Annotated in this window: 28 protein-coding genes and 1 pseudogene; 27 read left to right on the forward strand and 2 right to left on the reverse strand. The window is 43.4% G+C overall.

Annotated features, from left to right (window positions below):
* From BTA31_RS17970 to BTA31_RS18015, 10 genes and pseudogenes are all read left to right on the forward strand, one after another.
* Positions 1 to 563, forward strand: a pseudogene (locus BTA31_RS17970) (XkdF-like putative serine protease domain-containing protein); the annotation flags it as partial.
* Between the two features lie 12 nt (positions 564 to 575).
* Positions 576 to 1,511: a phage major capsid family protein gene (locus tag BTA31_RS17975; RefSeq protein WP_076793396.1), complete on the forward strand. Its 936-nt coding sequence runs from the start codon at positions 576 to 578 to the stop codon at positions 1,509 to 1,511.
* A 10-nt stretch (positions 1,512 to 1,521) separates the two neighbouring features.
* A complete protein-coding gene (locus BTA31_RS17980) occupies positions 1,522 to 1,935 on the forward strand; it encodes a YqbF domain-containing protein (RefSeq protein ID WP_076793397.1) in 414 nt (137 codons plus the stop codon).
* A 6-nt stretch (positions 1,936 to 1,941) separates the two neighbouring features.
* Positions 1,942 to 2,337, forward strand: coding sequence for a protein YqbG (gene yqbG, locus BTA31_RS17985; protein ID WP_076793398.1), 396 nt, complete (start codon positions 1,942 to 1,944; stop codon positions 2,335 to 2,337).
* Positions 2,334 to 2,690 (forward strand): DUF3599 family protein, encoded by a 357-nt coding sequence (locus BTA31_RS17990; RefSeq protein WP_076793399.1) that lies wholly within the window; start codon positions 2,334 to 2,336, stop codon positions 2,688 to 2,690. The genes yqbG and BTA31_RS17990 overlap by 4 nt, the downstream gene beginning before the upstream one ends.
* Positions 2,687 to 3,184 (forward strand): HK97 gp10 family phage protein, encoded by a 498-nt coding sequence (locus BTA31_RS17995; protein WP_016886612.1) that lies wholly within the window; start codon positions 2,687 to 2,689, stop codon positions 3,182 to 3,184. The genes BTA31_RS17990 and BTA31_RS17995 overlap by 4 nt, the downstream gene beginning before the upstream one ends.
* A 13-nt stretch (positions 3,185 to 3,197) precedes the next feature.
* A complete protein-coding gene (locus tag BTA31_RS18000; protein ID WP_076793400.1) occupies positions 3,198 to 3,638 on the forward strand; it encodes a phage tail terminator family protein in 441 nt (146 codons plus the stop codon).
* On the forward strand, positions 3,639 to 3,866 hold the full coding sequence (locus BTA31_RS18005) for a YqzN/YkzM domain-containing protein (protein WP_076793401.1): 228 nt from the start codon (positions 3,639 to 3,641) through the stop codon (positions 3,864 to 3,866).
* Complete coding sequence (locus BTA31_RS18010; RefSeq protein ID WP_076793402.1) at positions 3,867 to 5,267, forward strand: phage tail sheath family protein; 1,401 nt, start codon at positions 3,867 to 3,869, stop codon at positions 5,265 to 5,267.
* 1 nt (position 5,268) lies between these two features.
* A complete protein-coding gene (locus tag BTA31_RS18015; protein ID WP_026586540.1) occupies positions 5,269 to 5,712 on the forward strand; it encodes a phage tail tube protein in 444 nt (147 codons plus the stop codon).
* Between the two features lie 305 nt (positions 5,713 to 6,017).
* Here BTA31_RS18015 and BTA31_RS23410 read toward each other — a convergent pair whose 3' ends face one another.
* Positions 6,018 to 6,104 carry a putative holin-like toxin gene (locus tag BTA31_RS23410; protein ID WP_142243758.1) on the reverse strand — a complete coding sequence of 29 codons (87 nt, stop codon included), beginning with the start codon at positions 6,102 to 6,104 and terminating at the stop codon, positions 6,018 to 6,020.
* A gap of 140 nt (positions 6,105 to 6,244) precedes the next feature.
* On the opposite strand from BTA31_RS23410, the gene BTA31_RS18025 reads away from it, so the two are divergent.
* From BTA31_RS18025 to BTA31_RS18100, 17 genes are all read left to right on the forward strand, one after another.
* Positions 6,245 to 6,694, forward strand: a complete 450-nt coding sequence (locus BTA31_RS18025; protein WP_016886606.1) for a phage tail assembly chaperone — start codon at positions 6,245 to 6,247, stop codon at positions 6,692 to 6,694.
* Positions 6,695 to 6,723: 29 nt separating this feature from the next.
* Entirely contained in the window at positions 6,724 to 6,873 is a 150-nt protein-coding gene (locus tag BTA31_RS22625) for a hypothetical protein (protein ID WP_085959894.1), read from the forward strand.
* 3 nt (positions 6,874 to 6,876) lie between these two features.
* Positions 6,877 to 12,141: a transglycosylase SLT domain-containing protein gene (locus tag BTA31_RS18030; RefSeq protein ID WP_076793404.1), complete on the forward strand. Its 5,265-nt coding sequence runs from the start codon at positions 6,877 to 6,879 to the stop codon at positions 12,139 to 12,141.
* A complete protein-coding gene (locus BTA31_RS18035) occupies positions 12,134 to 12,793 on the forward strand; it encodes a LysM peptidoglycan-binding domain-containing protein (protein ID WP_017474907.1) in 660 nt (219 codons plus the stop codon). Before BTA31_RS18030 ends, BTA31_RS18035 begins: the two co-directional genes overlap by 8 nt.
* A 21-nt stretch (positions 12,794 to 12,814) precedes the next feature.
* Positions 12,815 to 13,798 carry an XkdQ/YqbQ family protein gene (locus BTA31_RS18040; RefSeq protein WP_076793405.1) on the forward strand — a complete coding sequence of 328 codons (984 nt, stop codon included), beginning with the start codon at positions 12,815 to 12,817 and terminating at the stop codon, positions 13,796 to 13,798.
* Positions 13,795 to 14,103 carry a DUF2577 domain-containing protein gene (locus BTA31_RS18045; RefSeq protein WP_076793406.1) on the forward strand — a complete coding sequence of 103 codons (309 nt, stop codon included), beginning with the start codon at positions 13,795 to 13,797 and terminating at the stop codon, positions 14,101 to 14,103. The genes BTA31_RS18040 and BTA31_RS18045 overlap by 4 nt, the downstream gene beginning before the upstream one ends.
* 12 nt (positions 14,104 to 14,115) lie before the next feature.
* The gene (locus tag BTA31_RS18050; RefSeq protein WP_076793407.1) at positions 14,116 to 14,541 is read left to right on the forward strand and encodes a DUF2634 domain-containing protein; all 426 of its coding nucleotides are present in this window, start codon (positions 14,116 to 14,118) and stop codon (positions 14,539 to 14,541) included.
* Complete coding sequence (locus BTA31_RS18055) at positions 14,534 to 15,577, forward strand: baseplate J/gp47 family protein (protein ID WP_076793408.1); 1,044 nt, start codon at positions 14,534 to 14,536, stop codon at positions 15,575 to 15,577. Before BTA31_RS18050 ends, BTA31_RS18055 begins: the two co-directional genes overlap by 8 nt.
* The gene (locus BTA31_RS18060) at positions 15,564 to 16,142 is read left to right on the forward strand and encodes a YmfQ family protein (RefSeq protein ID WP_076793409.1); all 579 of its coding nucleotides are present in this window, start codon (positions 15,564 to 15,566) and stop codon (positions 16,140 to 16,142) included. Before BTA31_RS18055 ends, BTA31_RS18060 begins: the two co-directional genes overlap by 14 nt.
* Positions 16,139 to 16,414 (forward strand): hypothetical protein, encoded by a 276-nt coding sequence (locus BTA31_RS18065; RefSeq protein WP_076793410.1) that lies wholly within the window; start codon positions 16,139 to 16,141, stop codon positions 16,412 to 16,414. Before BTA31_RS18060 ends, BTA31_RS18065 begins: the two co-directional genes overlap by 4 nt.
* Positions 16,415 to 17,518, forward strand: coding sequence for a hypothetical protein (locus BTA31_RS18070; RefSeq protein ID WP_076793411.1), 1,104 nt, complete (start codon positions 16,415 to 16,417; stop codon positions 17,516 to 17,518). It begins immediately after the preceding gene.
* Between the two features lie 11 nt (positions 17,519 to 17,529).
* Entirely contained in the window at positions 17,530 to 17,859 is a 330-nt protein-coding gene (locus BTA31_RS18075; protein ID WP_043929125.1) for an XkdW family protein, read from the forward strand.
* Positions 17,856 to 18,038 (forward strand): XkdX family protein, encoded by a 183-nt coding sequence (locus BTA31_RS18080; RefSeq protein WP_076793412.1) that lies wholly within the window; start codon positions 17,856 to 17,858, stop codon positions 18,036 to 18,038. The genes BTA31_RS18075 and BTA31_RS18080 overlap by 4 nt, the downstream gene beginning before the upstream one ends.
* A 101-nt stretch (positions 18,039 to 18,139) precedes the next feature.
* The gene (locus tag BTA31_RS18085; RefSeq protein ID WP_076793413.1) at positions 18,140 to 18,973 is read left to right on the forward strand and encodes a hypothetical protein; all 834 of its coding nucleotides are present in this window, start codon (positions 18,140 to 18,142) and stop codon (positions 18,971 to 18,973) included.
* A gap of 80 nt (positions 18,974 to 19,053) precedes the next feature.
* The gene (locus tag BTA31_RS18090; RefSeq protein ID WP_020450984.1) at positions 19,054 to 19,323 is read left to right on the forward strand and encodes a hemolysin XhlA family protein; all 270 of its coding nucleotides are present in this window, start codon (positions 19,054 to 19,056) and stop codon (positions 19,321 to 19,323) included.
* A 15-nt stretch (positions 19,324 to 19,338) separates the two neighbouring features.
* Positions 19,339 to 19,602, forward strand: a complete 264-nt coding sequence (locus tag BTA31_RS18095; RefSeq protein ID WP_076793414.1) for a phage holin — start codon at positions 19,339 to 19,341, stop codon at positions 19,600 to 19,602.
* Positions 19,603 to 19,649: 47 nt separating this feature from the next.
* Positions 19,650 to 20,606, forward strand: coding sequence for a GH25 family lysozyme (locus tag BTA31_RS18100; protein ID WP_076793415.1), 957 nt, complete (start codon positions 19,650 to 19,652; stop codon positions 20,604 to 20,606).
* A gap of 203 nt (positions 20,607 to 20,809) precedes the next feature.
* Here BTA31_RS18100 and BTA31_RS18105 read toward each other — a convergent pair whose 3' ends face one another.
* A complete protein-coding gene (locus BTA31_RS18105; RefSeq protein ID WP_076793416.1) occupies positions 20,810 to 21,565 on the reverse strand; it encodes a hypothetical protein in 756 nt (251 codons plus the stop codon).
* Positions 21,566 to 21,862 lie beyond the last annotated feature (297 nt).

Raw genomic sequence — 21,862 nt, forward strand, 5'->3', positions numbered from 1 at the left:
AAAAAGGCGACATCACCGGGTATTCAATGGCCGGGACCGCCGAAACAATCGAAAAACAAAAAGAGAAGCCTTTTTCTCCTTCTGCCAATGAAGAGAAAGGGCTTTTTAATTTGCTGAAAAATTTCTTTTTAGGCAAACATGAAGAGCCACAAACACCAGTAGAAAAAGCCGGCCGGAAGTTTTCGGCATCCAACCTGAATGAAATCAAAAACGCTCATGCCGCTCTCGACAAATTGCTGAGTCAGGCTGAAGCAGAAGAGGAGGAAGACGAGTTGAAAAAAGAAGATATTGAAAAATTGCTTGATGACAAATTAAACCCGATCACCAAACGACTTGATGAAATTGAAAAGGAAGCGGAATCTGCAGAGGGGGACGGGCAGGATGAAAAACAAGAACAGTCCGTCACCAAGCAAATGGATGAGCTGCTTGAACAAAAGCTCTCACCTATTCAAGAACGCTTAGAAGCTGTTGAAAAGAGCCGCGGAATTTCAAAACAAGCCGGATCTGATCAGGAGTCAGACCACGAAGAAATCAAAAAGTCAGTTTGGGACGGCTTACTTTAAAGGAGGAATACGATGAGAAACCAGGAGATTATCAATAAGGCAGAAATGACGCTCGCATCACTGAAAAGCGGCGGGATGATGAATCCTACTCAGGCAAATACATTTATTCAGATGGTTCAAGACACGCCAACGATTTTAAATGATGCCCGTGTCATTCAGATGGACCACGATGCACAGAAATTTGAGAAGATCGGCTTTGGGCAACGTATCCTCAGAGCTGGTGAAGAAGGGAAGGCATTGACTACTGAAGACAAAGCAGTCCCATCTACAAGCACAATCAGCCTGAATGCAAAAGAAGTCATTGCCGAAGTCAACATCACTTATGACACACTCGAAAATAACATTGAAAAAGATGGCCTGCAAAACACAATCATGCAAATGCTGGCTGAGCGTGCGGCAGTTGATATCGAGGAATTGATCATAAACGGTGATTCAAAATCAGATGATTCATTCCTTGCACAAATTGATGGAATCCGTAAGCAAGCCAAATCTCACATTGTGGATGCTGCGGGGGGAGAGTTGTCACGGCAAATTTTCAAACGGGGTTATAAAGCTGTACCGCCTAAATATTTGCGCGTGCCGCAGGAATTCCGTTTCTATACTTCACCAGGTATCGAAGTTGAATGGAAGGATAAGGTGGCCGATCGTCAAACCAACTTAGGGGATGCTGCTGTTCAAGGTGGGCTTTCTTCTGCTTTTGGTGTGCCGATCAAGGGAATTGCAAACATGCAGCCATATTCCACCGGCGAAGGAGAAAAAGCGATCGATGTATCAGACGTCATTTTGACTCATCCGAAAAACATCGTGCTCGGCTTCTCCCGTAATATCAGAATTGAAGTCGATAAAGATATCCGCCGCCGAAAATTCATTATTGTTTTGACGGCAAAACTGGACAGTGTGTTTGAGGAAGAGGACGCGGTAGCCAAAATCATCAAGGTCAAAGAGTAGGTGAAGACGCATGGCAGATACCTATAAAGCGCAACTGATCAAAGGGAAAACTTACGATGTTATGGACCATGTTTTTACCCTGGGTGCAGAGCGAGACGTCAAGGAATCGGTGTATCTCTATCTTAAAGACAATGAACAATTTGATTGCAAATTGATCAAAGAAAAAGAAGAGAAAGAAGACCCCGAGACTGATGGCAAGTCCAAGGATGATGGCGCAGAAGACAGCGGCGAATCGAAGGAAGAGGGAGCGGCCGCTAAAACATCAGCGGCATCGCCTGCTTCGAAAGTATACACAGAATCAGAATTGAGAGGCATGACGAAGGCAGGACAAGAGGACATTATCTCTGATCTTGGCGGCGATCCTGCAGCGTTCAAAAACGCAGATGAAAGGATTGCCTTCATCCTGCAGAAACAAGGGGAGTGACGCGGCATGTTGATCACTCCTGACGAAGTGATTGCCTATTCTGTTTTCGATACGGTAAAGGCTCGGCCTGATGACCTGCTTCAGCACGATATTTTGGAGGCAGAAACCGAAATTCAAAACATTGCCGGTCATGATTTCTCTGGTGAGAAATATCAGCCGCTGCCAGAAAAGGTTAAGCTGGCCTTATTAAAGCTGGCGCAATATTTCGCTTTGATTAATTCTGATGAATCTATCGTCAAAGGCTATAAATCTGAAAAAATCGGAGACTATTCCTATACGCTTGGAGATGGTCAGACCATTCAAAAGCCAGATGTCGCAAATCTATTAAAAGATTTTGTTGAGGATCCAAATGTCCCACCTGATGGTAAAGAATCTGTTTTCCTTAGGGTGAGGGCATTATGAGCTACAGCCGGCTCTTAACACACCGCTGTGACATATACCATCTAAAAGAGGAACAGCCAGCGGAATCCCGGTATGGTGTTCCGGTTCAGGATGGCCAGCCAGAATTCTCGTATCCAGATGAACCGGATATTTTGGATCAAGCTTGTTACTTTACGGAGAAAAATCAATCCGTTGTGCAGCAGGAGCCGAATACATTGATCGTTCAATCTTTTCTGGTTCATTTCCCAGCTTCAGCGGATATTCGACTGAATGATAAAGTGATTTGGGAAGGAACTTCTTATAAGCTGCAGAAGCCAAGAAAAATTAAAAGTCATCATATTGAGGTGACGGCAGTCAGGAGTGACGATCTATGAGAATTGACGGCTTAGATGAATTTATTCAGGCCCTCGATGAAGCAATTGATGGAGGGCTTCAAAGTCAATATGAGCTCTGGCTTGAGGCGATGGGTTATGAGTTTTTGGATATTGTGCAAGATGAAATTATGAAAACTGAAACCGTCGAAACGCGCCGCCTTTTAAACTCTTTTGAGAAGGGTGACGCAGACAATATTTTCTCTACGACCGCTGGCAATCTGACATTGGATGTAGGGACCAATTTGGAATACGCTTCTTTTGTAAACGACGGGCACTTTACAATTGATCCATCAAAGAATCTCGACCGCCGGTGGGTTCCTGGGCGATGGAAAGGTGACCGCTTTGAATATGATCCCGCTGCGGAAACCGGAATGCTGTTGAAGTTTCAATGGATTGACGGATCCGGGTTCTGGGACAATGCCCTGGCGATCTTTGAGCGAATGTTTGAAAAAAGTTTAGACCGCAAGCTTCAGGAATGGCTGGATGAATTCTAAAGGTGGTGATGGCTTGAACGATGAAGTCGGGTCCATTATGAACTTCTTTTATCGGGTGTTTCCCGTCCAAATATATGACCGGAAGATTCCTATTCAAATTAAAACCCCGTCTCTCTATTTCCCGCCGCCTTCTGTAGCGGATGGGAATGACACAGTGTCAACGTATATGAAAACGTACAGCCTCAATGTGAAGCTGTTTCATAAGGATTCACAACAGGCCCACGATGAAGCTGAGAAGATCGCTGAAGCTGTAAGGGAAAGGCGCAGCACGATTCCTCTTGTTGATACCGAAGGAACGGAGACGGGGGAATCTTTGCGTATCAATCGGATAGAATCACGAATATCTGATAAAGGGGTCGCTGTGTTGGTTGTTCAATGGAACAGCCGGTATTGGTACAAAAGAGATGAAAAGCCGTCTCTTCAAGATTTTGATTTTACAAGCGGGGTGAAATAAATGGATACAAAGAAATCAAAAAATGAAGAGGTTGAGGGGCAAGAGAATGCCACGCGCCGCCCTGAATCTCTTTTTCATATTCAAGACTTACGGGAGCACAGTAAAGAGCTATTTGGGGTTAAACCTGAAGTTCTGGACGGTGCTCTTTTTGGTTTAGATCAGAAGCAAGTGACAAAAACAGAGACGAAGAAACGCATTCGCGAATTTCTTCGGAAGGAGGCTAACTAAATGAATGGCGGAACATTTACGCCCGGCAAGGAAAAAGAACGTGCCGGCATTTATTTTAATTTTAAAACGACAGCCCAGGAACGCGTTTCTCTTGGTGAGCGTGGGATTGCGGCTGTACCTGTTAAAACGAGCTGGGGAGAAGCGAAAAAGTTCATTTCAATTTTAAGCATTGAGGACCTGAATAAGAAAGTCGGTCTGCCAATTGATGATCCAACCCTCCTCCTTTTCAGAGAGGCTAAGAAAAAAGCACAGACGGTTCTCCTGTATCGTCTGAATGAAGGAAACCGGGCTACGGGTGATATCGGCGAAGGTGTAAAGGCTACGGCCAATTATGGCGGCACAAAGGGCAATGACATTATTATTCAAGTCAGCGAAAATGTCCTGGATTCTTCAAAATATGATGTCACTACATTCTTTAATCAGTCTGAAGTCGATAAACAAACGGTTTCTAAGGCAGAGGAACTCAAGTCAAACCAATACGTCACTTTCACTGGAAAAGGAGAACTGACCATTACAATTCCGCTTTCAGGGGCTGAAGGTGACAAGGAAGAAGGAAAATTAAACACTTCTGCCGGAGTCCGGTTGTCTGGCGGCACAGACAAAAGTGTATCGAATGAAGACTATATGGACTTCTTGGAGGCAGCCGAGACAGAATACTTTGATACCATAGCATTACCGGTGAAAAATAGTGATCAGCTGAAAGCCACATTCGTATCCTTTATTCAACGTTTACGCGATAAGCAGGGGCGCAAGGTTCAAGGTGTCCTTTCCGGTTATAAAGGCGATTATGAAGGCATTATCAATGTGACAGAAGGTGTGCTGTTGGAAGACGGTACAGAGATTGCGCCGCATCAGGCTACAGCATGGGTTGCCGGGGCCAGCGCGGGAGCTTCTTTCAATCAATCCTTGACCTTTGTTGAATACGAAGGTGCGGTGGATGTCCTGAACCGCCTTGATGATGACACAGTCATTGAAAAGCTGAACAACGGGGAGTTCTTATTCACATTTGACGCTCGCGATAAATCTGTCAGCGTTGAAAAGGATATTAATTCTCTCACGACCTATACGGCCGAGAAAAATAAAAAATTCTCGAAAAACAAAATCATCCGAGTACTTGATGCCATCAACAACGATCTCACGCGGGAACTGAAAGCACTCATTAAATCCAGAAAAGGAACCGGCAGTGACATCCCGGCTTCTGATGATGGCCTGCAGTATGTCAAAACGCTCATCATTCAATACCTGACAACACTTCAGGACGGAGATGGGGTTATAGGATTTGATTCAGAAAACGATCTGACTATCAAGCTAAATGAGGACCGTGACGGATTCTTGATTGACCTGGCCGTTCAACCGGTTGATGCAGCTGAAAAATTCTACTTCAATGTGGAGGTGAAGTAAGATGGCTTTTAAAGCACAAAACACGATTTCAGGAAAAGAAGGCCGTCTGTTTTTGGATGGGGAAGAACTGGCTTTTATTAAAACATTTGAAGCAAACGTTGAGAAAAATAAAGCAGAGGTCAATGTCATGGGCCGCCGTATGACAGGGCATAAGACAACGGGGGCAAATGGAACAGGAACAGCCACCTTCTACAAAGTCACATCACGATTTGTGCAGTTGATGTTGAACTATGTGAAAAAGGGAGAAGATCCATATTTCACATTGCAGGCTGTTCTCGATGATCAGTCTTCCGGTCGCGGAACAGAACGAGTCACACTGTTTGATGTGAACTTTGACTCCGCCAAGATCGCGGGGCTCGATGTAGACTCAGAGGCCTTGGAAGAGGAAGTGCCGTTCACTTTTGAGGATTTTGATTTGCCAGAGAAGCTGAATGACTCTTTCTAATGTGTTTTACCATCAATTAAAAGTATTGAGGATACAATTTTTATTGCATTATTAATTAGTTTTGTAGATAATGAATGTATACTGAATGTATATCAAAGTCTTCTGATGTTACCTAAAATCACTAATCATAATTAGCGGTGAAGGACATCAGATGGTTTACATTCTTAACTTCTTGCATAAACTAAAAAAGACCCGACTGCGGGCAACAGTCGAGTCAGGTGTACAAAGCGGCCCTCAAGGGGCTGGCTCAAAGTGTCTTTTAGTAAATAGACTTTCCCTTTGCTTTTCCAGGGCTCAAGGGAAGTCTATTTTTCTTTTTGCGACAACAACACGGCAATTAACATGCCAAAAGCAATCATTAATGAGACTGTTTCGTATGTTGTCATAAGCATCACCCCCTTCCATAGGGGATGAGCCAACTTCCCTTGAGTGAGCCGAAAACTTTGTACAATGAATATTTTACCATAACACTCTCAACCACCGAGAGTGTTTTTTTGTTGCCTAAAGACAAAATGAAAAGGAGTTAATACACATGAGCGAAAAACAAAATGAAAAAGTATATGATCTTTCCTTCTTTATGCCAGGACAAACGGAGGAAGCAGAAGAAGTAAAGGTGCCTATCTCAAAGCGTTTTAAAGATAAAGAGGGGAACGTCATTCCTTTTGTGTTCAAGGCTATCACGACAGAGCGCATCGATGAGCTAGAAAAAGAGAATACAACTTATAAAAATGTGAAAGGCCGGGGCCGCGTGAAAGATCTGGACACTCAGCGATTTTATGCGCGAATTGCCGTTGAATCTACTGTTTATCCGGATTTCCGTTCAAAAGAGTTGCGAGAGGCATATAAGACACCTGATCCAGTAGAAGTCGCCAAGCGCGTGCTGTCTGTCGGCGGTGAATATGCGAATTGGCTCAACAAAGCAATTGAAATCAACGGCTTTGAAGACGATCCAGAAGATTTAGAAGCCGCTGTAAAAAACTAATAAAGGATGGGAATAAGGAGGCCGTGTATTTGTATTACTGCATGCATGAGCTTCATTATTCTCCATCCCAACTGTTAGAAGTCTATGAAGCGCCGCGACACTTTAAGGCGTTTTTATTTGGACTTATCGGTCACAAGCTTGAAGTTTTAGAGAAAGAGGCAAAGAAGGGAGGTAAATAGATTATGGCCAAATTAACTGCACGCTTTGATCTGCAGGATCGCATGACCTCCCGTCTTCGTGTGATTCGGGGTGAGATGGTTCGTATTGATAGACTCAGACAAAGGACTGAACAGCGTCCTTTTGTCATTCGGGTAAGAGATAGGGCCAGCCAAACATTGAGAAGAATTCATATGTTCATCCTTCGGGATATCGGCAAGTCTCATCAGCTTGTCCTTTCTGTGAAAGATTTGGCTACCCGATCCATGCAAAAGATGAATCGGTTTATTGCACGACGGATGCCGCGAACCCATGAAATCATGACGAAAGTGGTAGACCGGGCAACACCGCAGATTTTGCGACTGAGGCGATATTTGGATCGTCACTTATCCGGTCCTCGCAGAATCCTTATTGAGGCAAATGATCGGGCGACGGCCGTCATTCGTCGTATTTCCAGGTATGCCAAAGATCAGCTGGGAAAAGGTTATCATGTGACAGTTCGGGCGGTAGATATGATGACGAAAACCGTGAATCGTATTGTCTCAAGTGCAAGGCGTGAAATTCCGGAATACTACAAATCAAGTATTCAAGCAATTGATCGGTTTACAGCGCCTGCCCGTCGGGTTACGTCTTTTGCGAACCAACACTTGAATCGTACATGGACCGCCACTGTCAAAGTGTTAGACCTTGCGACTAAGCCCCTGAAGGCGATCGCTTCCGCGGCAACTTCAACACTCGGAATTCTCGGTGTAGGAGCTGGGGCAACCGGAGGGATTGTTGTTCCTTTAAAGATGGTCGCTGATCGTCAGAATATGACGACTGCATTTGAAACCCTACTTGGGAGCCAAGCTAAAGCCAATCAAAGGCTGGACGAATTAACAACGTTCGCTGGTCAAACTCCATTTACCCGGGATGAAATCTTTGAATCAAGCCGGGTGCTGCAAGTCTTTACAGGAAACGCCCTTTCTACTGCAGAAGGGATGAAACTTGTCGGGGACGTGGCTGCAGGTGTGCAGCGGCCATTCTCGGAAGTCGCTCTTTGGATGGGACGCCTCTATGACGGGATCAAGTCAGGCCGTCCGATCGGGGATGCGACGGCAGCCCTGCAAGAAATGGGGGCGATCTCAGGTGAGGCCCGAGGCAAACTTGAGAAATTAGCGGAGAGTGGACAGGACATTTCTAAAACTTGGCCACAGGTCACAAAAGAATTCGGCAAATACAATGACATGATGGTCAAGATGTCTGACAACCTCGCAAACTTATTTTTAGGGGTTAAGTCATTTATCAATAACTCCATTCTCATGCCATGGGGAAAAGGGCTGGCAGAGGCATTTCAGCCGGCTCTTGAAGCGTTTAGAGAATGGCGCGGCGAATATTCTTTTGTCCTGACGGACCTTACAAATAAAGCTCAGAAGGCAGGAAAGGCCTTTGCGGAAAGCTTCTTGAATCCAACGAAAAATGTGTTTGGCTTCATCGGTGAACAGTTTAAAATCCTTTTTCCAGGAGAACTTACGAAAAAACAAAAGAAAGAGCTGGAGCTTAAATTCAAAGAAGACCCTAAGCTGAAAAAACGGTTTGATCAGCTGCAGAAATACAGGGATATGGATTTTGAAACCCGTTGGCATATTGTTCTCGACAATACGAAGGATGTTTTCGGAGAATGGTGGAAAAAGACGGGAGAACCCGGCTTAATTAAAATGGCAGGCAATCTCGGCAGCACTTACGGCGGCATCATTAATGGAGTTATCAATGGTTTGCTTGGAATTGATGATAAATCATCCGAAAATGGATTCGTCAATGCCGGAACAAAAGCCGGCCGGACATTTGTTGTCAGCTTTGTGGATGCTTTGGATCCGGTTGAGTTGTCGATGCGCATTGCGAAAAAGCTCGCTAAATTAAATTGGGATGCGGTCACCGGTCAAGGTTCTGTTGGTGGTGCCCTTCTTGCAGATGCGTTCGCTTTAGCCTTTATCGGTAAGGTGGGACGTCTTCTCAAGCCTGTTGGGAAGTTTGTTTCTGGTGTTTTCGCAGGCTACAAGTGGCTAAAAAACAGACCGGGTTCCGGAGGGAGAAAAGGAGGCCCTCTCATCCCAGGTGGTAGAAATAAAAGAGCTGGCGGAGGCCGTCGAGGACCGGAATATCGCAACCCTTGGTTTGGCCAAGGAGAGAAAGTTTCTCCGTCAAATCCAAACCAAACGAGAGGCGGCGGGTTCTGGAGCAAAGCAGGAAAAGGGGCCAAGTCAGTCGGTAAACGTGTTCCAATCTTAGGAACCGCGCTTGCTGCAACCGAACTCATTGGCATGAATAAAGACAATGCTGGTGAAAAATTAGGCGGATTTGGTGGTGGCTTGGCAGGATCAGCTGGAGGAGCAAGTGCAGGAGCTGCCGTCGGTACCTTAATTGCGCCAGGAATCGGAACCGCGATCGGCGGTGTTATTGGTGGTGTCGCCGGCGGCATTGGCGGTTCAGACTTTGGACAATCCATTGGAAAGTGGATTGATGATGGCGGCATCATTGAAACATGGGATACTATTGTGAAAAAATCGTCAGAAGCTTGGAGCAACATTCAAAAGACATGGGAAAAGGTATCTGATTGGTTTGAGGAAAATGTATCCGACCCTGTCTCTAAAACGTTTGATGATGCGCTCACCTGGATTAAGAATACGTGGTCAACCGTCACAACGTGGTTCGAAGAAAATGTTTGGGATCCTTTTCTGAAACCTGTCGTCGATTTTGCCATTCAAGTGTGGGGTTGGTTCAAACAAGCGTGGGCATGGATACAGGATACATGGAAAACCGTAAAGACATGGTTTCAAGATAACGTTTGGACGCCTATATCCAATATTGGAATAAGAGTTATAAACAATGTCGTAGGCTTCTTTGCGGTAGCCTGGTATACCATTCAGTTGGTATGGGGAATTGCTTCATCATGGTTCATGGAATATGTTTGGGATCCAATATTGTCCCATGTAGTTCAGTTCGCAATAGATGTGTGGAACTGGCTTGTTCAGGCTTGGAACTGGATTTCTGAAACATGGGAAACCGTCTCGACCTGGTTTGTCGAAAATGTTTGGGATCCAATATTGTCCCACGTTGTCCAATTTGCGTTAGATGTGTGGGATTGGTTCGTCAAAGCATGGAACTGGATTTCCGAAACATGGGAGACTGTTTCAACTTGGTTCGTTGAAAATGTCTGGGATCCAATTTTGGAGCCTGCGATTCAGACCGCAACAGATATCTGGAATGGGCTTGTCCAAGCATGGAATTGGATCAAGGAAACATGGGACACTGTTTCGAAATGGTTCACTGAGAACGTCTGGGATCCGATCATTAAAAATCTTATTATAGCAGCTATCCAAATTTACGGTCATTTTTGGATGGCAAAAAATAAAGTGATCAAATACTGGACCGATATTTCTGCTTGGTTTGATGAAAATGTAAAAGAGCCAATTGTTGGAGTGGCCAATGATATTTCTAAAGCGTTTGAAAAAGCGTTTGGTTGGGTCGATAAAGTCTGGGATAAAGCTAAAGATTTCGGAGGGTCAATAAAAGAAGGCTGGGATAATCTTGTCTATGGTAAGGATAAATCGGTATTTGAAAAAATCGGTGAAGAAAAGACAGGGTGGAAGCCAAAAGATAAACCTGAGAAAAATGCTACAGGTGGATATATCACAAAACCAACCATTTCATGGATCGGCGAAGCCGGGAACGAATTTGTTATCCCAACTCAAAACAATCAGGGCCGCGGAAAGATGCTGCTCTCACAAGCGGCAACTCAACTCGGTATGCGGGTTGTTGATGATATCGGTTCTGTTTCTACGGATGTCGGAACTGTTGCACCTATTTCTAGCGCTGTTTCCTATTCTGCTGCTTCTGTATCGCCATCAATGAATGCGGGAAACATGACGAATCAAGCATCGTCTTTTGGTCAGCAATTTACCGAAGGCTTTGACGAAGGACTCAATTCAAACGTTGTCTCTATAGAAGACTGGAAGAAGAAAAACATTCAAACGCCTTTTAATAACCTGGTGACAATCTCCCCATCCTTCGGTAAAAATGTTGTAGCCGGATATGCTTCAGGGCAGAATGCAACAGCTACCGGAACAGATGGATTCCTGCAGTCAAAAGTGAAGACGCCATTTCAAAACACCGTGAATTCGGCTTCTTCCTGGGGTGTGAATACGGTCAGAGGGTTTGCGGCTGGTCAGAATGCTACGCCTACGGGTACAAACCAATATGTCAGCACCCATATCAATAAGCCTTTCCTGGACTCGAATCAATCATCAAGAGGCTGGGGATCTGGCATGATTGGCAATTTTGTATCCGGCATGAATTCAAAAGAGAATGAAGTAAAAGAAGCTGCCAAGGAATTGGCCAAGAAAGTGGAACAAGCTTTTCGCGATGAATTGGATATTCACTCCCCATCCCGAGTCATGATGAGTCTCGGGCGTTTTGCGTCTGTCGGTATCGTGAAAGGTTTAAGCTCAGTCGATGTGAAGAGCTTCGCTGAAAAACAAGCCGGCTCTCTTGCTGGAGCTTTTGCAGGAATGGGGGCAGTCGGCGGCAACATAAAAGACTGGCTGCAGAAGGCTCTTATGATCACAGGCACGTCGATGAATTGGCTTGGACCTCTATCTCAAATGGCCATGCATGAATCAGGCGGGAACCCGCGGGCCATTAACCTGTGGGACAGCAACGCGAAACGCGGCACGCCATCAAAAGGGTTAATGCAAACCATTGATCCAACCTTTAATGGCTATAAGATGAAAGGGTTAAATGATATTTGGAACCCGATTCATAATGCGGTGGCTGCTATCAATTACATCAAAGCTCGGTACGGTTCTGTTTTTAATACGCCGGGAATGAGAAGCAAGCGAAATGGTGGCAGCTATAAGGGTTACGCAAACGGAGGGTTAATCACAAATGAACAAATTGCTCGTGTCGGTGAAGGGGGAAAACGGGAATGGATTATTCCAGAAGAGCGCGGTATCCGCGGTCGTTATCTCCTTTCTCAGGCAGCACAGGCTCTTGGTCTTGATGTGGTCGAGCCATCGTCTCAACAATCTGACATGTCGTCTGATCAAGTGGATATTGCCACATCTGGCCAAACTGGTGCTGCCACGGTCGTCCCGTCTGGAACCAAAGAAATCAACATCCATTTTAATGGCGATCAGCATTTTCACAATGATCAAGATGTGGAACGCTTAATTGATAAAATCAAACAGGCCTTAGTTGATGAGTTAGAAGAGGACATCAACATTGGAACGAAGGGAAGTGTAGCTTTTGACTAAATCTGTTTATGAATTTTGGCTATCCCAGGGGAAGGAAAAGCTGCGCTTCCCCGTGCTTCCTGAAAAAATAGACGTAACCAACAACACGGCAAATGAAACCGTTCAAGTGGCCAAATTTGGCGAGCTGACATTCATCAACGATCTGAATGCCAAAACCATTTCGTTTTCCTCTTATTTTCCGAAGAAGTATTCCCCTTTAGCTGAATATAAGGGATTCCCTTCGCCGGAAAATGCAATTGCTACGATCGAACGGTGGATGAAAAATAAAAAGCCGGTTCGTTTTCTCGTTACCGGAACGAAGATCAATTTAAACTGCAGCATCGATGCCTTTACTCACCATGAAGGCCAAAAAGACATTGGGGATCGTGATTTCGATATCACCTTAAAGGAATATAAAACAGCGTCTCCGCGAAAGATCAAACAAAAAAAGAAGACGAAAAAGAAACGGCCGTCAAAGGCAGCGCCGAAAGTATACACAGTAAAAAAGGGAGATACCCTCTGGCATATTGCTGGCCGATTTTATGGAAACAGCCTGCAGTGGCGGAAAATCTGGAATGCGAATAAAACAGCGATGATCAAGCGGAGTAAACGAAACATAAGGCAGCCTGGTCATTGGATTTTTCCCGGCCAGAAACTTAAGATACCTCAATGAAAACAAGTGGGGTGAACGAATATGATTGAATTATTCGTAGTAAAAGAAACGGAATGGAGGGAACTGGTGACAGAAAGTGTTTCCCTTGAAGGGCAACGGTACCAGGCTCCCCGCTCTATTCAAGCGACGATCGTGGTCAAACAAGGCGATCAAAAATATTACAGTGTTCAGGAAGGCGACACGGTTTTATTCAAGTGGAAAGGCAAAGAGCTGTTCCGCGGAATTGTGTTTTCCAGGATACCTGATGAACATACGTTAGTGTTCACTGCTTATGATATGCTGCAATATCTTGTGAAAAATAAAGATGTCTATGTTTTTTCAAACAAGCGGGCGGATCAAATTGTCCACCGGATCGCCAATGATTTTCAAATCCCAAAGACTTCGATCGCCAATACAGGGTATACAATTAAATCTCTAGTCATTAAAGACGACACATCGCTTTATGACATCATTTTGAAGGCCCTAAAAGAGACCAAAAAGCAAACGGGGAAAAACTTTCAGCTCTACTCATCCAAAGGAAAGCTTGGTTTGCGGGCATGGCCGGATCCATCGGAAATTTGGGTATTAGAAACTGGCGTCAACATTATGGACTATCAGTACAGTACATCCATAAATGATACGGCGACACGCGTTAAAATGCGCCGACAGAAAGACAACAATACTTATACGGCCGCTGCAAGCGACAGCACCGGCATAAAAAAATATGGTGTTTTGCAGTATGTTGAAACGGTATCGGATAACATCAACCAGGCGCAGCTTCAAGAGCGGGCCAAAGTTAGACAGTCACAGAAAAAGGGTGTTAAAAAGGAGCTGAAAAGCATTCAGGCGCTTGGGATTCCGGATCTTCAAAGCGGCATGCCGGTGTACATCTCGATCCTGGAGGTCGGCATTAAACAAAAGTATTGGGTCGATACAGACAAGCATGAATTTAAGGGTTCAAAACACACGATGACGATCGATGTTGTCCCTAAAAACCATATGCCAAGTGGAGCGTCGGCATCATGAGATTAAGTGATGCCATAAAGGAATTGGCTCTCGGAGCCGTGAATGCAGAATCTCCTGTCGATGTGATGCCCGCGGAAATCGTATCAGCCTCACCTCTCAGCATTAAAATTCGAGACAATGACAAATTGGTGATTCCCTCTGATTTGTTGGTTGTGGCTGAACATTTAAGGGAACATACAAGGGAAATAGAGCTTGACGGAGAGAAAAAAAACATCCGTTTATACAATCAATTGAATACAGGCGACCACGTAATGATTGCAGCCATGCCAGGCGGGCAATCTTTTTTTGTGATCGATAAGATATAGGAGGTGTCCGACATGGCGCTTTCCCCAGAGGTGGAATTTGAAGATATCGAGGATGACAGTGACGTCATTGAGACTTCAAAAACATACAAAATTGATTTTGATTCCGGCCGAATAACGAATGAAATCATAACAGGGCTGGATGCCATAAAACAAATGATCTATATGGCCCTTCGAACAGAACGTTACGGTTATCCGATCTATAGTCATGATATCGGAAATGAACTACAGGAGGTTCTTTCTGACAATGAAACGACCGATGCTTATAAAGAAATGGAGATCCCGCGACTGATCGAGGAGGCTCTGGTTTTTGATGAAAGAATCACGGCCGTCAAAGATTTTGAAATTCATAAAATAGAGGACGCCTTTCATGTATCATTTACGGTTGAAACGGATGAAGGAACCTTGGAGATTGAGGAGGTGATTGGCGAAGATGTTTGAAGATCAGACGTTTGATGAGATTATGGAGCGTATGCTTGATCGTGTCCCAGCTGATATTGATAAACGGGAAAACAGTGTGATTTGGAATGCGCTGGCGCCAGCGGCTGCAGAACTCGCTCAATCCTATATCTGGCTGGACACGGTGTTGGAATTGGTCTTCGCCGACACTGCCCAAGGTGAATTTTTAGACAGGCGGGCCACTGAAGCCGGTTTGGAAAGGCAGCCAGCAACAATTGCAGTCAGGGCCGCAAAATTTACAAAGGGCGTTAACATTCCCGTAGGCTCCCGCTTCTTTATTGACAATCTGTATTTCAAATATACGAGGGATGGATATTTGGAATGTGAAACCGCGGGAGAAGCCGGAAACGCAAATTTAGAAGGGCGTCCTCTTCTTTCTCTCGATACAATTCCAGGACTTGATTCAGCCGTTATGGGGAAACTCCTGGTTCCAGGCAAGGAAGAGGAAACAGACGAAGAATTGTATGCGCGGTATTCCGTCCGGGTCCGGCGGGAAGCCGTAAGCGCAAATAAAATGCATTATAAGCAATGGGCGGAAGAGGTAGACGGAGTTGGCCGGGCGAAGGTATTTCCACTTTGGGATGGAGACGGAACGGTTAAAATCGTGATTACGAATGCCAAAATGGAACCTGCATCAGATACCTTAGTCGATAAGGTAAAAGACTATATTGATCCTGAACCAGGTAAAGGGGAGGGACAGGCCCCAATTGGGGCGACAGTCACCGTAGAAAGTGCAGTATATAAAAAAGTTGATATAGAAGTCACCGTTGTTCCCGAATCTGATTACACAATTGAGGATGTTCAAAAAGAAATCGAGGATAAAGTGAAAAGCTTTTTTAAAGAAATTGCATTTACAGAAAGCATTGTCCGACTTTCCAAAATCAATAACATTGTGTTTAACGCGGACTCTGTCAGCGATTATGCTGATGTGAAAATCAACGGGGATACGAAAAACTTGGAGCTGAAGGATGAAGACATACCGAAGCTTGGGACGGTGACGATCCATGAACAAGATTGAAGAAATGGAGAACTATTTGCCGCCGTTCCTCACAAAAGTCAGAGAAATGAGCGAAATTCTACAAGCGGAGGCTCCGGAGTTTGAGCAGCTAAACAATGATATTTTTGATCTAACAGATCAGCTGTTCATTACAACAGCGACATGGGGCCTTGATCGGTGGGAAGCTCTATTAAATGTGGCCAGAGAATCTGGAGATTCTATAGAGATAAGGCGATTACGGCTGATTTCGAAGACATCAAATATTCCGCCGGCTACTTATCAGGCTATCGAACAAGCTTTAAACCGATTTTTAAAGAATCCTTCGGCTCAAGTTCGGCTGCTTCCGAAAGAGTACCGCTTTAATGTAGATATCAATATTGATGATCTGCAGAATGTCAGAGAGCTCATTGAAACACTTGAAAATATAAAGCCGGCTCACCTCGCATATACATTTCGTCCGGGCTTTAATGAACAGCTGAAGATTAAGGATACGTTCATCATGAATCATCGAAGGTATCGAAAAATAAAGGAACTCCAGGTCGGCTATTCTGTCACACTTGATAATAATGAGGTGGTATTAACATGATTACAAAACACTACAGGGAGCGCGTGGCGGCCGATCTAAAAAACAGGATCCAAAAGGTATTGTTGAATGGGAAAGAAACTGAGATTGCCGACATCACGATCAATGGCACGACTGTCACGGTGTTGACCAAACGTGAGGAAGATGTCAGCCATATTGAAAATGTCCAGGTCATCGATGATCAAGACCATGTGATTACAGAACGAAGTCCCGATCTGGATGTCAGCACCAACCGCACGCTCGATTTCCGATTTACATTTGAGGTGGTGGAATAAATGGCTTATAAAGAAAAGACGGACTGGCTCCCGGATGATCCGATAACTGAAGATGACGTGAACCGCTGGGAAAAAGGCATTAAAGAGGCGCATACCGATTTGGCTGCCCATAAAAATGACCTGAATAATCCGCACGGCACGACAAAGGACCAAATTGGGCTTGCGAATGTAGAGAATGTGAAGCAAGCTTCAAAAGCTGAATTTATTCGGCATGTTGATGATGAAACGATCCATATTACAGCAGATGAAAGAGCAGAATGGAATGCCAAGGAAACGCCGAGTGCTGCCCAGGATAAAGCAGATCGTGCGGAAGAGAATGCGAAAACATATGCGGATCAAACATTCACCAATGAGAAATTGACTGTTTTACCAGATTCAGAGGCGATTCAAGATGCCCGGACTGCAGGAAGTGAATATCCTCTCGGAATTACATTGATGGATATTGGCCAAGGCAATAAAACTGGTTATCCACTCAGCTATGGCTTTGTGAAAAACGAAAAGCGTTCGAACTATCGTTTTACTCAATACTTTTATGGGACCGCAAATGAAACCGGTGATTATTACTATAATACGGGGACATGGATTCGGCACTGGTGGAATGAGTCTGGCTGGACCCAATGGGAAAAAATATCTGGTTTTGCCCATACGAACATAGGGACAACAGGCAGACAAGGTTTGATAAGAGGGGAACTCCAGAAAATCAAATTCAATCGCATCATCAAAGACAGCCATAAATTGTTTGATACGAAAAACAACAGGTTTAAGGCCAGTCATTCAGGAATGTACCTGGTAGGCGCAAGTTTGTATATTGAAAACCCACTCCAATATTCAAACTTTGAGCTTTATGTTTACAAGAACGGCACTAAATATAAATTGATGAATCGTTTCATCATTCCATCTCCAAAAGATAACAGTGATTCAACAGAATTTCATGCGACGGTGACAGGCACAGTAAGCGTTCCACTTGATGAAGGAGATTATATCGAGATTTACGTATATGCAGGTTATTCCGGAACCAAGACCCGTTATCTTATGGACAGCGATGGAGTTCTTAATTATTTCGATATTTTAGAACTAGGTGGCCGGAATTACCCGAATATGTAGGAGGTGAGCTTATGATCTTATATGATGCCATCATGTACAAGTATCCTGAGGCCATCCCCAAAAAGGATTTTGTCTTGAGAAACGATGGGAATGGATCTTATATTGAAGAATGGAATTTAAGGGCGCCTATTCCGACAAAAGAGGAGCTGCAGTTGTGGTGGGAAGAATCAAAAAAGAGTCAGCTATATACACCGCCAAGCCTAACAGAGTCCCTTGGCCGCCAGCTGACAGAGGAGAGGCTGGCACGAAAAGCTCTTGAGGAGTCATACAAACTTATGGGGCAAGAACTGGCAAAACTTAAGATTCAATCGCTTCAATTGAAAGGGGAGGAGCAGCAATGAACTTTTGGGTGTTGGCACTTTACTATAATTGGGCCACAACAGACATGGTGAAACAAGCACTCTATTATAAAGACTGTACCGCAGAAGACTTCAAAGATGGGGTAGATAACAGGCTTGTGTCTCCCGGACAATACAAAGAAATCTTTAATGAAGAATACCCGCCGGAAGCCGTCATATAGGCTTTTTTATTTTGCCTTTTAGGGGGTGATCTATGGGCGCGTGCTTCATCCGTTCGATTGGTCAGATTAAAGAGATATACAAAAACAGAGGAGGATGAACATTGGCTAAACACAATTTTTTGTTTCCGTTGGATGCTGATTCAAGACCAGGTGCGGTGAAACCATTTCGGGAGGGGGATACGGATTTTACAGTTCCTAATATGGATGTCAGCGGCGGCGCAGAGCTGCTGACCAATCTGCCTCTTAAAGCTACAGAGGTTTATAACCAATATGGCCAAGACCGGCTGGGAGATGTACTTATTTCTAAAGTGAGGGGCCATGCTTTTGCAGATAAAGCTGGGTCATTATATGTTGAAGAAAGTGACGACGGGAATTCTTGGTCCACAGTGAAATCTATCGATGTAAAAAAACATGAGTTAGGTGACACAGGATGGGTTTATCTATCCAAAAGGTATTATCGTTTTCGATATGTTAACGGCAACTTGGAACAGTCTGATTTTGCCCTATATCAATCACTTGGATCAGGTGAACAGGATGTCCGGGTTTCAGGAGGATTTGAGGCGCCTTCTTTAGACATTCCAGCTGATGGTCTCCCTGTAAAAGCACTGAAAACTATTACTTCAGAAAGCTTTTTAGAAGAACAGGTCATCAAAGCAGGAGAGTCTATCTATCTAAATATTGATGCGGCAGGTCATCAGCTTGGACTCGCGATTTATCTTTATGAAAAGACGAATCTGAGTGTTCGTATGACTTACATCATCCCGGGAACAAGCAACTATACCCTGAGGGGTTATGAAGATGTCATTGTATTAGAAAATAATGACCGAGACGCTCAGAAGGTTGATTTATTAGCTGCCTCTCCGCGACTTATGTTGACAAATAACGGAGAAACAGACGTGAAAATTAAAAACCTTGTGGTTACTCATTTCTTGTAAGAACACACCGTAAAAAAACGGTGTCTTTATTTTGCCTCGGAGGAGGTGAAAACGATGTGAGAACGGGAGGATTTAGGGAGATGTCGCAAACAAACGAATACGAAGTATTTCAGAAAGAGATCAAAGAGATCAAGGCGGATCAAAAAACGCTTGAGAAGCGTGTCAGTACCCTAGAAAGAACATCAGAACGCCATGATCAGCAGATTATATCTATCAATGAAAAGCTGAATAAGATCGAGGAAAACACAACTTGGATCAAGCGCAGCATCACCGGCGCGATCATTACAGCGGTAAGCACCGGCATCATCGGCGGCGCAATCGCTGTTTTTTATAATCTACTGCAGAAATAAGGAGGAAAGCACAATATGAAAAACTTAGACAAAGGCACAGTTGTCCGGACGGTGCTTCTTTTTATTGCGTTGGTAAACCAGACATTGATCATGTTTGGAAAATCAACTTTGCCGATCAGCGAGGATCAGGTCAATACGTTGGCCGACGCTTTGTATTTGGCCGGCTCCACGATTTTTACAATCATCACGACGTTGGTCGCTTGGTTTAAAAACAACTATGTTACCGGTAAAGGAAAGCAGCAAAAAGAAGTTTTGAAACAAAAAGGATTAACAAAATGAGGTTGCCGGCTGGCAGCCTTTTAATAATTTAAAGGAGGATTTTAATAATGGGAATCAAAGGAATCGACGTATCACACTGGCAAGGTAATATCAATTGGAAGAAAGTTGCGGGGGACGGTATTAAATTCGCTTTTATCAAAGCAACAGAAGGGACAACATTAAAGGACAATAAATTTGTAACGAATATTTCAGGTGCTAACGCTGTGGGGATTAAAACGGGAGCCTACCACTTTGCAAGATTCGGTTCCAAGTCAGAAGCATTGGCAGAGGCCAGGTTCTTTTTGTCAGTTGCCAATAAGGTCCGTCTCACATATCCGCTTGTGCTTGATCTTGAAGTCAATCAGCGGAATGTCAGTAAATCAGTTTTGACAGATGCAGCAGTGGCCTTTTTACGGGAAGTTGAAAAAGCTGGTTACTTCGCCATGATATACAGCGGTAAGTCTTTCCTTGAGAATTGCCTTGACGAATCCAAGCTGAAGCCATTTGCATTATGGGTTGCTCGTTATAACAACACACTTGGCCGTCATGCGGATATCTGGCAGTATTCTTCTAACGGAAAGGTGTCAGGTATTTCTGGTAATGTTGATATGAATATTTGTTATCGTGACGGGTTACGGGCACAGGTGGCCGTAAAAACTGAAAAAGTTGCCACTACAGTAAAACCTATTTCAAACAAAAAGCCAGTTAAATCGGGTACGGTTTACACAGTCAAAAAAGGGAATACGCTCTCGGAAATCGCACAGAAATACAACACAACCGTCAAAGCTCTCCAAAGTTTGAACAACATAAAAGACCCTAATAAGATTTATGTTGGCCAAAAATTAAAGATTAGCAGCAGTACTTCAACAGCATTGAATAAAAAACAGTATTACACAATCAAATCCGGTGATACTTTATTCGGAATCTCCAAAAGATTCAACACATCAATAAAGACGCTGCAGAATTGGAATGGCATCAAAAATCCAAATAAAATTTATGCTGGACAAAAGATTCGTGTTAGATGACAACACATGACTAGCTCAAAATCAATGGGAAAGCTACTGGGCAAGGTTGTTTGCAGAACGAGAGTCCTTCTTTAACACAAGTTAAAAAATAAGATCAAAGAGGAGTTACATTGTAAAACTATCCACATCAATCAAGAAGTACAACAGTAAACTGTTGTACTTCTCTTTTCTTTTCATGATGTTTAATTTAGTTCTTTTGTGCATTAACTATTTCGAAGTGCATATGCTGAACAGTAACCAATTTCAAAAGAATATCCGACTCCTGCTGTTGTTAAACATCCGAGACAAACAGGAGCAGCACCTGATAGACAAAAAGCTGCGCAAGCAAGGTTTAATCCGTCCTGTATCCAATCCGGAATAGGTGCAAGATTGTCCCAACAGTAATTCATTGCAGACCAAAAACTTTTATGTTTTTTTGCTGCAGTTCCTAATTTTTGGTCTCTATCAACTGATGGTATATAGTCTTTATCTACAACAATTTCTCCATTTCTTAGAGACTTTACATTTGCTTTGGTGTCACTTATTTTGGTGATTAAAACCTCTGAATACTCTACTACTTTTTTTGTATTATCATAGATTACTGAAAATCCATGTACACCATCAGATTCAACGTCAATTTGTACTAATAATAAATCATACTCTTCTAATTTAAAAACTTTGAAACCATCAATATTTGATACTGTTATTTTATCTTTATATGTATCAAATTTGTTATTTTCAAGACCCTTAACTGTTTGATTGTACATTTCCTCCGCTTCTTTTCCTGTTATTTCTTTTGCTATTTCTTTAAAGGCTTCTAAACTTTTTGAAAAACCTCCATTTTTACCTTTTTCAATTTGTGATGACAGTGGAGTGTAGGAAACGTTTGGCTCACTTTGAACTGCAATACTTTCATTAGGAAACAAAATACTGGATAGAAACATCAAGCTCGTTAATGCAAAGAAAAAAGTTTTCTTCAAATCATTACCTCCCATTTTAGGTTATTTATAGAATCAATGTAAATTATATCAAAATGAGTATTATCATTCAATAACTGTTTTATTTGTGGTAAAATTTGTGGAAGTTAGGTATGAGATCAACCGAATTTTTAGAAGGAGTGTGATGGCGTTGGCTTTATCGTCAGGAAAAATTTTATCAACACTAGGAGTATTTCTTTTTGTTATTGGAATAGTAGATGTGGTATTAAGTAAGTCAGTTGAAAGTTATATCCTTATTCTTTCGTTTATTCCTTTAGGATTTGCTCTAATAAGTGATAG

Source organism: Bacillus haynesii (assembly GCF_001969855.1).
Taxonomy (GTDB): domain Bacteria; phylum Bacillota; class Bacilli; order Bacillales; family Bacillaceae; genus Bacillus; species Bacillus haynesii.